The 11,161-nt window shown below is 38.3% G+C and carries 12 protein-coding genes; 11 read left to right on the plus strand and 1 reads right to left on the minus strand.

Going from position 1 to position 11,161, the window contains the following annotated elements; genetic code table 11:
• Positions 1-189 precede the first annotated feature (189 nt).
• From LOK41_RS02900 to LOK41_RS02915, 4 genes are all read left to right on the plus strand, one after another.
• The gene (locus LOK41_RS02900; RefSeq protein WP_241815103.1) at positions 190-1,758 is read left to right on the plus strand and encodes a fatty acid--CoA ligase; all 1,569 of its coding nucleotides are present in this window, start codon (positions 190-192) and stop codon (positions 1,756-1,758) included.
• A complete protein-coding gene (locus tag LOK41_RS02905; RefSeq protein WP_241815106.1) occupies positions 1,758-2,903 on the plus strand; it encodes an acyl-CoA dehydrogenase family protein in 1,146 nt (381 codons plus the stop codon). The genes LOK41_RS02900 and LOK41_RS02905 overlap by 1 nt, the downstream gene beginning before the upstream one ends.
• 131 nt (positions 2,904-3,034) lie before the next feature.
• On the plus strand, positions 3,035-3,907 hold the full coding sequence (locus LOK41_RS02910) for a 3-hydroxyacyl-CoA dehydrogenase family protein (protein ID WP_241815107.1): 873 nt from the start codon (positions 3,035-3,037) through the stop codon (positions 3,905-3,907).
• Positions 3,904-5,055, plus strand: coding sequence for a thiolase family protein (locus tag LOK41_RS02915; RefSeq protein ID WP_241815108.1), 1,152 nt, complete (start codon positions 3,904-3,906; stop codon positions 5,053-5,055). Before LOK41_RS02910 ends, LOK41_RS02915 begins: the two co-directional genes overlap by 4 nt.
• 98 nt (positions 5,056-5,153) lie before the next feature.
• On the opposite strand, the gene LOK41_RS02920 is transcribed toward LOK41_RS02915, so the two are convergent.
• Positions 5,154-5,465 carry a PepSY domain-containing protein gene (locus LOK41_RS02920; RefSeq protein WP_098491931.1) on the minus strand — a complete coding sequence of 104 codons (312 nt, stop codon included), beginning with the start codon at positions 5,463-5,465 and terminating at the stop codon, positions 5,154-5,156.
• 143 nt (positions 5,466-5,608) lie between these two features.
• Between LOK41_RS02920 and LOK41_RS02925 the strand changes: the two genes are divergently transcribed.
• The 7 genes from LOK41_RS02925 to LOK41_RS02955 all read left to right on the plus strand — a co-directional run bounded on the left by LOK41_RS02925 (position 5,609) and on the right by LOK41_RS02955 (position 10,882).
• Positions 5,609-6,682: a M42 family metallopeptidase gene (locus LOK41_RS02925; protein WP_241815109.1), complete on the plus strand. Its 1,074-nt coding sequence runs from the start codon at positions 5,609-5,611 to the stop codon at positions 6,680-6,682.
• Positions 6,683-6,799: 117 nt separating this feature from the next.
• Positions 6,800-7,309, plus strand: coding sequence for a DUF84 family protein (locus LOK41_RS02930; protein WP_241815113.1), 510 nt, complete (start codon positions 6,800-6,802; stop codon positions 7,307-7,309).
• Between the two features lie 83 nt (positions 7,310-7,392).
• The gene (locus LOK41_RS02935; RefSeq protein WP_174100199.1) at positions 7,393-7,707 is read left to right on the plus strand and encodes a thioredoxin family protein; all 315 of its coding nucleotides are present in this window, start codon (positions 7,393-7,395) and stop codon (positions 7,705-7,707) included.
• A 79-nt stretch (positions 7,708-7,786) separates the two neighbouring features.
• Positions 7,787-8,599: a DUF1444 domain-containing protein gene (locus tag LOK41_RS02940; RefSeq protein WP_241815115.1), complete on the plus strand. Its 813-nt coding sequence runs from the start codon at positions 7,787-7,789 to the stop codon at positions 8,597-8,599.
• Positions 8,596-9,210, plus strand: coding sequence for a YtpR family tRNA-binding protein (ytpR, locus tag LOK41_RS02945; RefSeq protein WP_241815117.1), 615 nt, complete (start codon positions 8,596-8,598; stop codon positions 9,208-9,210). The genes LOK41_RS02940 and ytpR overlap by 4 nt, the downstream gene beginning before the upstream one ends.
• Before the next feature lie 149 nt (positions 9,211-9,359).
• A complete protein-coding gene (locus tag LOK41_RS02950; protein WP_241815118.1) occupies positions 9,360-9,707 on the plus strand; it encodes a thiamine transporter in 348 nt (115 codons plus the stop codon).
• A gap of 209 nt (positions 9,708-9,916) precedes the next feature.
• On the plus strand, positions 9,917-10,882 hold the full coding sequence (locus tag LOK41_RS02955) for an N-acetylmuramoyl-L-alanine amidase (protein ID WP_241815120.1): 966 nt from the start codon (positions 9,917-9,919) through the stop codon (positions 10,880-10,882).
• Positions 10,883-11,161 lie beyond the last annotated feature (279 nt).

The following is an 11,161-nucleotide window of genomic DNA, read 5'->3' on the forward strand; positions in this document are numbered from 1 at the left end:
CTGAAAATTGCTATAATATCTCTGAGTTACTACATTATTACACGCTCTATATGAGAAGCGTTTTATCCCGCATTAACGGGCAGTAAGCCCCTCACCTCAAGATTCAGAGGGAAACGGGGAAGATAGGTGGGGGGTGAAGAAAACCCCCACTGATTAAAGTTTCACTTTATTCGAAAAGGGGGAAATATATTGTATATAACGATTGGAAAATTGCTTGAGTTGACTACTGAAAGTTATCCAAATAAAGAAGCGATTGTTGAGCCGAAGAAAAATATTCGCTGGACGTATACAGAATGGAATGAACAGGTAAATAAGCTAGCTCACGCTCTTCAAAAAAGTGGTATACAAAAAGGTGACCGCGTTTCGACATTTCTCTTTAATAGTAGTGAACTAGCAACTACATGTTTTGCTTGTGCAAAAATTGGCGCCGTGTTTAACCCAATTAATTTTAGATTAAAACCACAAGAACTCAGTTATATATTAGAAGATGCCTCTCCAAAAATCGTACTTTTTGAACAGCAATTATCCTCTCAAGTACAAAGCATTCATAAACAATTTCCTCATATTCAGTTCTGGTACATTGATCAAAATCATCCGTCGTTTTCTATTTCATATGAAGAAAAACTATCCAATGCATTACCACAATTTGAAGCAGTAGAAGTAAAAGAAGATGATATTTGTTCCATTATGTATACAAGTGGAACAACCGGTTATCCAAAGGGAGTGCTTCACCGTCACCGAGAAATTATTGATCAAAGTTTGCTGGGAATCGCATATTTACATTACACCGAAGATAGTCGTGGCCTTGTAACAGCGCCGATGTTTCATTGTGCAGAGCTGCATTGTTGCTTCATTCCAAGGGTACATAGCGGTGGTGCGAATATTATTCTACACCATTTCGATACAAAGAATGTTCTTGAAACAATTGAAAAAGAGAAGGTTACTGTTATGTTTGCGGCACCTACAATGTGGAATATGATGTTGCAGGAAGATTTAATGCAGTATGATTTATCTTCTCTTCGGTACGGTTTATATGGAGCAGCTTCAATGGCACCGGCACTTGTAAAAGCTTGTGATGAAAAATTGAATGTTTCATTAGTACAAGCTTATGGTATGACGGAAATGGGACCGGCAGTTACTTTTTTACGAGAGAATGAGCAACTTACAAAAGTAGGTTCTGCAGGAAAAGCTGCCTATAATCATGAAATTCGTATTGTCCGTCCAAATGAAGAAGGCCCATCTGAGCCAAATGATATAGTAAGGCCGTATGAAATCGGAGAAATTATTATGCGGGGTTCTTGTTTGATGAAAGGGTATTACAACAATGAGAAGGCAACTGCAAAAGCGCTATATAAAGGGTGGTACCATTCAGGGGATTTAGGCTATGTAGATGCAGATGGTTATTTGTATGTTGCAGATCGCGTTGACGATATGGTTGTTAGTGGCGGAGAAAACATTTATCCACGTGAAGTCGAGGATTTTTTGTATACACATGAAAGCATTTTAGATGTTGCGGTGCTTGGAGAGAAAGATGAGCTTTGGGGGGAAAGTGTTCTAGCGTACATCGTTTCAAAAGATCAGTCTCTCACCGCAGAAATATTAGATGAGTACTGTAAAGGAAGTGAGAAGCTTGCGGATTACAAACGTCCGCGTCGCTATGTGTTTGTTGAGCAATTGCCAAGAAATGCGAGCGGTAAAATTCAAAAATTTATTTTACGTAGCCAAGTGACAGAAGAGGAATCTAAGGGGAGGATATGATGAAGCATAAATATTTACAGGAGGAGCATCACATTTTTCGTGATGCTTTTCATAAATTTTTAGAAAAGGAAGCATATCCATACTATGACGAATGGGAAAAAAACAGGATGATTCCTCGTTCATTTTGGACAAGTATGGGAAATAAAGGTTTCCTTTGTCCGATGGTAGAGGAGCAGTATGGCGGAGCAGGTGCTGATTTTGGATATTCGGTTGTCATGAATGAGGAACTTGAGAAGGTTGGATCAAGTTTAATTGGAATCGGTTTGCATAATGATATTGTTGTTCCATACTTTACGCAGTACGGAACAGAAGAACAAAAGAAACGCTGGTTACCAAAATGCGTAAGCGGTGAATATATAACGGCAATTGCGATGACGGAGCCAGGAGCAGGTTCTGACTTGGCAAGTATTCGAACAACAGCAAGGAAAGAAGGTGATTATTATGTAGTGAATGGTGAAAAAACATTGATTACAAATGGTATTCATGCGGATTTAGTCATCGTTGTTTGTAAGACAGACACAAATGTTAAACCAGCTCATAAAGGAATGAGCCTGATCGTTTTAGAAAGAGGAATGGAAGGATTTAAGCGAGGAAAAAAACTTGAAAAAATTGGTTTACATAGTCAAGATACAGCAGAGCTTATTTTTGAAGATGTAAAAGTTCCTGCTTCGAATTTATTAGGGGAAGAAGGGAAAGGCTTTTATTATCTCATGGAAAAGTTGCAGCAAGAACGTCTCATCGTTGCAATTGCTGCTAAAACAGCAGCGGAAGTGATGCTACATTTAACGAAAAACTATGTCCAAGAGCGAAAAGCATTCGGAAAAAGTATAAGTGATTTTCAAACAGTACAGTTTCGATTAGCAGAGATGTATACGGAAATTGAAATCGGTAAAACATTTGTAGATGACTGTATTACCGCTCATATGAACGGTGAGAATATCGTAACAAAAGTATCGATGGCGAAGTGGTGGTTAACAGATCTTGCAAAAAAAGTGTCAACAGAGTGCATACAGTTGCACGGCGGGTATGGCTATATGGAAGAATACGAGATTGCGCGCCGTTATCGCGATATTCCGGTAAGTTCGATTTATGCTGGGACGAATGAAATTATGAAAAATATAATTGCAAAAAGCATGGACTTATGATGCTGTAAGGAATAACAGTTATTGATGTCTCTCATTCTATTATCCAATAATATTCAAAACTACTTTGAAACAAATGCTTTGTTTGAATGCATTACATAGAAAAAATGAAAAGTAATGATAGGAGGAATATGATGATTCAAAATATCGCAGTAATTGGTGTAGGAATTATGGGAAATGGAATTGTCCAAGCGTTAGCGATGGGTGGAAAACATGTGAAAATGTATGACGTATCAGAAGACAGTTTACAAAAAGCTTATGGAACAATCACCAAAAGCTTGAGTCGTTTTGTTAGTGCAGGACGTATGACGGATGAGGAGAAAAATGGAATCTTATCCAATATAACTTCTACAGTTATATTGCAAGAGGCTTGCCAAAATGTAGAGCTTGTTATTGAAGCTGTGCCGGAAATATTACAGTTGAAGAAGGAGATTTTTCAAAAGCTAGATTTGTATACAGCGCAATCTACTATTCTAGCAACAAATGCCTCTGAATTAAGTATAACTGCGATCGCAAGTGCAACGAGTCGTCCCGAAAAAATAGTGGGAATGCATTGGTTTAACCCTGCTCCTGTTATGAAACTCGTTGAAATTGTCCGAGGAGTGGTTACGGCAGAAAGCACAATACAAGCGGTAAGAACAGTATCAGAAGAACTTGGAAAAGAAACGGTAGTTGTGAAAGATATGCAAGGATTTGTGACCACGCGGGCAATTGCTATTCATATGTTAGAGTGCATGCGTATGTATGAGGAAGGCATTACAAGTAAAGAAGAAATTGATAAAGCGATTAAGCTTGGTTTGAACTATCCAATGGGACCATTTGAATTAGCAGATTATGTGGGACTAGATACAATGCTATTTGCGAGCAAAGGACTAACAGAAGCATTTGGTGATAGGTTTAGAGCACCGCAAATACTTGTGAAACTTGTAGAGGCGGGGCATCTTGGAAGAAAGACTGGGAAAGGTTTTTATGATTATTCAAAAGGGAAAGTAGGAGAGAAAATATGAAGCGAGATGTTGTCATTGTTGAGGCTGTACGTACACCAGTTGGTAAAAGAAATGGAGCGTTCCGTTTACTTCATCCAGTACAACTTGCGGCAGTTGCACTAGATGAAGTAACAAAACGGGGAAATATAGAGAAAGGCCTTATAGAAGATATTGTTATGGGCTGTGTAACGCCAATTAACGAACAAGGTTTTAATATTGGAAGACTTTCGGCACTGGAAGCAGGTTTTCCTATAACAGTTCCAGCAGTAACGATTAATCGTCTTTGTGGCTCTGGACAACAGGCTATTCACTTTGCCGCGCAAGAAATTAAATCAGGAGATATGGACATTACAATTGCAGCTGGTGTAGAACATATGACAAAAGTTCCTATTTTAAGTGATGGGAATGAACAGACTATCCCAAGTAGTCTTCATGAAAAGTATCAAATTGTACATCAAGGTGTATCTGCTGAGATGATTGCAGAAAAATACGGTATTACCCGTGAACAGTTAGATACTTATGCACTAGAAAGTCATAGACGAGCACTTCAAGCTATTGAATCTGGACACTTTCAGCGAGAGATTGTACCACTGCGCGGTGTAGATAAAGAAGGAAATGAAATAGTAGTTGAAAATGATGAAGGACCGAGAAGGGATACTTCTTATGAAGCGTTATCCAATTTAAAAACGGTTTTTAAAGAAAATGGAGTAATTACAGCAGGGAATGCAAGCCAAATTAGTGATGGTGCTGCAGCAATCTTGCTGATGGATAGCGAAAAGGCGAAAGAACTAGGGTGTAAAGCACGTGCTCGTATTGTGAATCAAGTGGTTGTTGGTTCTGATCCGACGACAATGCTTGATGGTGTTATCCCTGCAACGAAAAAAGTGTTGCAAAAATCAAATTTAACAATCCAGGATATGGATGTTATAGAGATTAATGAAGCATTTGCATCGGTTGTTTTAGCATGGCAAAAGGAAATGGAAGCAGATTTACAAAAGGTCAATGTTAACGGTGGCGCAATTGCCTTAGGTCATCCGCTTGGGGCAACTGGTGCAAAATTAATGACTTCTCTTCTTCATGAATTAGAAAGAAGGCAAGGAAGGTACGGCCTGTTAACGATTTGTATTGGACATGGGATGTCGACAGCGACGATAATTGAAAGAATGTAAAAAATGCGTGCAGAAATTCATCTGCACGCTGTTATTTCGCTACTGTCTATAAAATTTCACTTTATTTAAACGTATGTTTTCGGATTTTCAGAGTTCCTTTAGGCAGCGTTTACTTCTAAAACTGTACCTGTTTTTGCATCTACTAAAAATTCGAATCGTTCTTGTATATCATTTAAAATCGTTGTAAGACCGCCGCGGTATACTTCGTATGCGACATCATATTTTTCAAATGTCTCTGGAACCATATGTACCCAAGAGCCAGTAACTTCGCCTTTATGACTTAATGCTTGCTTCACCATTTTCAATGCTTTTTCTGAAGAAATATGGGATTGTTCTTGAACTTTGTTTGCAACAAGATAACCAGCTGCAAAACCAACGCCAACACCAGCTAGTAAACCTTTCCAGCTCATATATTCACCTCACTTCTATAAAATAGTGTATCGATAACAATTATAATGCAATTTTAATGAAAAAAGAAGAAACTAGAAACATTTCGAAAATTTCGTTACAATAAAAAGAGGTATTCTACTAAGGTTTGAAAGAAGGGGACTTCGTGAATAAAGAGACATTAGAATTATTTCGCACGTTAACAGAATTACAAGGTACATCAGGATTTGAGCATGATGTGCGCCGTTTTATGAAACAAGAGCTAAGTAAATATGCAGACGAAATCGTCCAAGACGGTTTAGGTAGCGTGTTCGGTCTTAAAAAAGGGGATGAAAGTGGCCCACGTGTACTTGTAGCTGGTCATATGGATGAAGTTGGCTTTATGGTTACGCAAATTACGAAAAACGGTATGATTCGTTTTCAAACGCTAGGGGGCTGGTGGAGTCAAGTACTACTAGCACAACGTGTACAAATTATGACGAAAAACGGACCGGTTGTTGGGATTGTTGGTTCCATTCCACCTCATTTATTAAGTGATGCGCAACGTGCAAAACCAATGGATGTAAAAAATATGTTAATTGATATCGGTGCAGATAGTTATGAAGATGCGCTTGAAATTGGTGTGAAACCAGGACAACAAATTGTTCCAATTTGTCCGTTTACACCGATGGCAAATGAAAAGAAAATCATGGCAAAAGCTTGGGATAACCGTTATGGCTGTGGGCTTGCGATCGAATTATTAAAAGAACTAAAAGATGAAACATTACCAAATACATTATATTCTGGTGCGACTGTACAAGAAGAAGTAGGACTTCGCGGAGCACAAACAGCTGCGAATATGATTCAGCCAGATATTTTCTATGCGCTTGATGCAAGTCCAGCAAATGATGCATCTGGGGATAAAACGCAGTTCGGCCAATTAGGAAAAGGAGCGCTTCTTCGTATTTATGACCGTACAATGGTAACACATAGAGGAATGCGTGAATTTATTTTAGATACAGCAGAAACACATAATATTCCGTACCAATACTTTATTTCACAAGGTGGTACAGATGCTGGTCGTGTACATACAAGTAACTCTGGTATTCCATCAGCAGTAATTGGTGTCTGCGCTCGTTACATTCATACACATGCATCTATTTTACATGTTGATGATTATGCAGCAGCGAAAGAGTTAATTACGAAGCTTGTAAGAGCGACAGATAAAACGACATTGGAAACAATTAAAAATAACGCTTAAAAGGAAGGGCTAAAAACCCTTTCTTTTTTTAGATTGGAGAGAGGACCCAGCCAGGTGTAGAAGCGGTCAGTGCCTATTTTCGTCTTTGGAGTATGAATTTATATAGAGGTGAACGATATGAGAGTTGCAGTTGGATCGAAAAACCAAACAAAAGTAGGAGCCGTACAAGAAGTGTGGAAAGAGGCGAATATTACTTCTGTTTCAGTCCCTTCAGGAGTAGCAGCGCAACCATTTTCTGATGAAGAAACGATGCAAGGCGCAATCAATAGGGCAAAGCGAGCACTAGAAGCAGAGCAAGTTGACATCGGATTTGGATTAGAAGGAGGCGTTATGAAAACAGAGCGCGGCTTGTTTATGTGTAACTGGGGTGCTTTAGCAACAAGTACAGGTAAAATATTTGTTGCAGGCGGGGCGCGTATTAAGTTGCCAGATGATTTTCTTGCTCCTCTTGAAAGTGGGAAAGAGTTAAGTGAAGTTATGGAGGAATTTGTAAAACGGAAAGATATTCGTAGTCATGAAGGGGCAATTGGAATCTTCACAGATCATTATGTGGATCGTACAGAGTTATTTGTACATGTTGTAAAGCTATTAATTGGGCAATATAAGTATGATGAAAAGCAAGCATAAACCTTGCACCGTGCGCGATGTATGGTAGTATAAAAGAAAGATTACACATGAAAAGATACACTTCGTTAGAGGAGGAAATATAGATGAAATCATTAGAAAGCATGGAGCAATTCCAAACGTTAAAAAATGAAGAGAAAGTGATTTTTATGTTCTCGGCAGAATGGTGCCCAGATTGCCGTTTTGTTGATCCGTTTATGCCGGAAGTAGAAGAGAAATATAGTGATTTCTCATTTTATTATGTAGATCGTGATGAGTTTATTGATCTGTGTGTAAAATTAGATGTATTTGGCATTCCTAGCTTTGTAGCGTACAATAAAGGTGAAGAAACTGGACGCTATGTAAACAAAGATCGTAAAACACAAGAACAAATTGAAGAGTTTATTGAAGGGTTAAAGTAAGGCGAGTAGCCAATTAAATTGTAAAAACAACCTCTACCTTCGCGGGGGAGGTTATTTTTTTGGAAGGGAGGCACACGAAATGAAAATGACAAATAAAAAAATGAAAGAAGAGCTAATGAGTAGATTAGCTCGTCCAGAATGGGAATTTCATTATGATAGTGAAAAAGATGTACTTCGCATTGAGCAAAAGGATACGAAAAAAGGTATTAGTGTTTCGCTCCCAGGAGTTGTAGCAAAATGGGAAGTGAAAAAAGAAGCGGCAATTGAAGATGTTGTCTATTACGTGCAAGAGGCACTCCTGGCGATGCATAAAGAAGAAAGCAGTGCAGCAAAAATTCTGCCGGTTATTCGCTCGACTTCTTTCCCGAGACAAGCGGGGGAAGGTAATCCGTTTTTAATGACGGATCACACAGCAGAAACACGTATTTATTATGCATTAGATTCCAATAAAACATATCGATTAATTGATGAACGTTTGTTACAAAAGTTAGGGCTTACAGAGCAGCAAGTACGTGAAATGGCATTGTTTAATGTGCGCTCATTAAGTCATACATTTAAACAAGATGAAGTAGCGGGAAATACATTTTATTTCTTAAACACAAATGATGGATATGATGCAAGTCGTATTTTGAATGAATCGCTATTACAATCAATGCGTGAAAAGATTTCAGGCGATATGGTTGTGGCTGTTCCGCACCAAGATGTTTTAATTATTGCTGATATCGTGAACGAAATCGGTTATGATATTATTGCACAAATGACAATGAAGTTTTTTGCTGAAGGTCATGTTCCGATTACATCACTTTCATTTGTATATGAAGATGGGAACTTTGAGCCGATCTTTATTTTAGCAAAAAATCGGAAGAAGACAGATGAAAAAGAGAAAGGATGAACATAGTGAACGTTTTTTATAACCTTGAAGGAATTGGCGACACATTAATCGTTGCCTTACAAGATATCACATTAGAAAACCGTACATTTGACCGCAAAGGAGATGTTGCTCGCGTTTATGATCGTGAAAGCAATGTAACAGGGGGATTTAACATCTTTAATGCGTCATCGTATGTAGAAGTAAAGGAAACTGGAAACATTACTTTAACAAAAGAGCTTGTTGAAAAAATCAATGAAATTTTAGCGGAGAATGGCTTCGAGGAAAAAGTAGAAGCAGACTTCACGCCAAAATTTGTTGTTGGCTACGTAGCTGAAAAAGAAAAACATCCAAATGCTGATAAATTGAGCATTTGTAAAGTAGAAATTGGTACAGAGACATTGCAAATCGTATGTGGCGCACCAAACGTTGATGCAGGGCAAAAAGTTGTTGTCGCAAAAATCGGTGCTGTAATGCCAAGTGGTATGCTAATTAAACCAGCTGAGCTTCGCGGTACGCCATCTTCTGGTATGCTTTGTTCTGCACGTGAATTAGAGCTTCCAGATGCTCCGCAAGAAAAAGGTATTCTTGTATTAGAAGATAGCTATGAAGTTGGACAAGAATTTAAATTTTAATTCATATGGAAACGTAGCCTCATTATAAAATGAGGCTATTTTTTTTTGCGGAAATGTCCCTAGATTGTAACGTTTTGCTGAAAAAACTATATTGTATTTCAGAAACAAATTAGTTAAAATTTAGAAAAAATAGAAGGGGATAGGAACGTATGAAACAGCACCCAAAAGCAAAAGAGCTTCTAGAGCTTATCGAAGCTTCGAAGAAACATGATATTGAATTACAGTCATTTGAAATATATTTATTTCATGAAAATGAATTGGAAAAGGGACAAATTGGATATCGATATGATAAAAACAAAAATTCACTCATTAGTGGGAAAAAGGGAGACTGGCAAGAGAGCTGGATTGTGATTGGATATGATACTGATATGGGTGATCCTGTCTTTGTTGATATAGAGGATCCGCTTTATCCGATATACACAGTAGAAAAAGGAGCAGGAATATGGGAGCCGGTTTGTATCGCACGTAGTATTGATGAGATTATGAAACAATTTTAAATATAGAAATACAAAGTGAAACGCCTGATAGAAAACCTTTCTCTTAAGGGGGAAGAGAGTGTCGATCCAAGCATAGAAGCGTACCCTATGCGGAATGAAAACAAAGAGAGAGAATAAGAGTTTTCTTCATAGCCGCGATTTATATGCGAAAACCTAAATGAAAATTGAAAACCGGCATGAAATCTTTCTTTTTAGATGGGAGAGAAACAATGAAGTATATAAAAATGATGTGTGTATTTGCATTACTTGGAATATATATGGGCGCATGCTCGAAGGAACAAGAAAAAGAAGCACTATATACTGTTCAAGAAGAGAGTAAAAAGGTTGTAGAAAACACGAAAGAAGCCCCGCCAGAGAAGCAAGAGAAGAAAGTAGAAACTGAAGTACCGGTGGAACAAAGTGGAGAACAAGAGAAAAAAACTGAACAAGAGCCCTCAGCGGAGCAAGATGAAAAACAAGAGCCAAAGGTAGAACAAGTACCACCGGCTGAAGAATCGGTGAAAACCCCTGAAGTAAAAGTGGATGCTGAGCAAAAACAAGGGAAGTTTCTTGTTGTGATTGATCCAGGGCATCAAGAGAAAGCAAATTTAAATTTAGAACCAATTGGCCCGGGTGCAGCTGAGCAGAAATATAAAGTGACTGATGGAACGACTGGGGTTGTGACGAAAAAACGAGAATCTGTTCTCGTATTAGAAGCTGCGATTATGTTAAAAGAGAAGCTCGAAGCAAAAGGTATACAAGTACTTATGACAAGAACGACACATAATGTCGATATAAGTAACAAAGAGAGGGCGACGTTCGCAAATGATCATCAAGCAGATTTGTTTTTACGCCTTCATGCCGATGGCTCAGAAAATCGAGCACAAAAAGGTTTTGCCGTGTTGACGCCAGCAGAAGGAAATACATATACAAAAGGAATTTATGCAGAAAGCTTACAAGTTTCTCAAATAATCGTAAAGAAAATGAAAGAAAACAGCCAAGTAAAAGTAAATGGGATTAAGTTTCGAGATGATCTTTCCGGATTCAATTGGTCAAAGGTTCCAGGCGTTTTACTGGAACTTGGATTTATGTCGAATCCTGAAGAAGATCAGAAACTATCAGACACACAATATTTAGGATCTTTACTGCAAAGTGTGGCGGAGAGCGTAGAAGAATATCGGAGGATTAAGCTCTAAGTGGCAGCCTTATATATGAGGCTGCTTTTTTATATGTAAACAAAAAACAGAAAGTGAAAAAACGATATAAACCCTTTTTTTAGGTGGGAGAGAGGGTCCGTCCATGGATAGAAGCGGTCAGTGCCTTTTTTAGCTCCATGCCAAGTGAAACCAAAAAGAGAAAACGAGTGTAGTTCTCCTTTTATTTTCATAGCCGGAACTTAGGAGTCAGTAAATTAAAACGGATTTACAAAGTGGAAAACTGATAGAAACTCTTTTTTTAAGGCGGGAGAGAGGGTC

The organism is Bacillus sp. TL12, from assembly GCF_022625245.1.
GTDB lineage: Bacteria > Bacillota > Bacilli > Bacillales > Bacillaceae_G > Bacillus_A.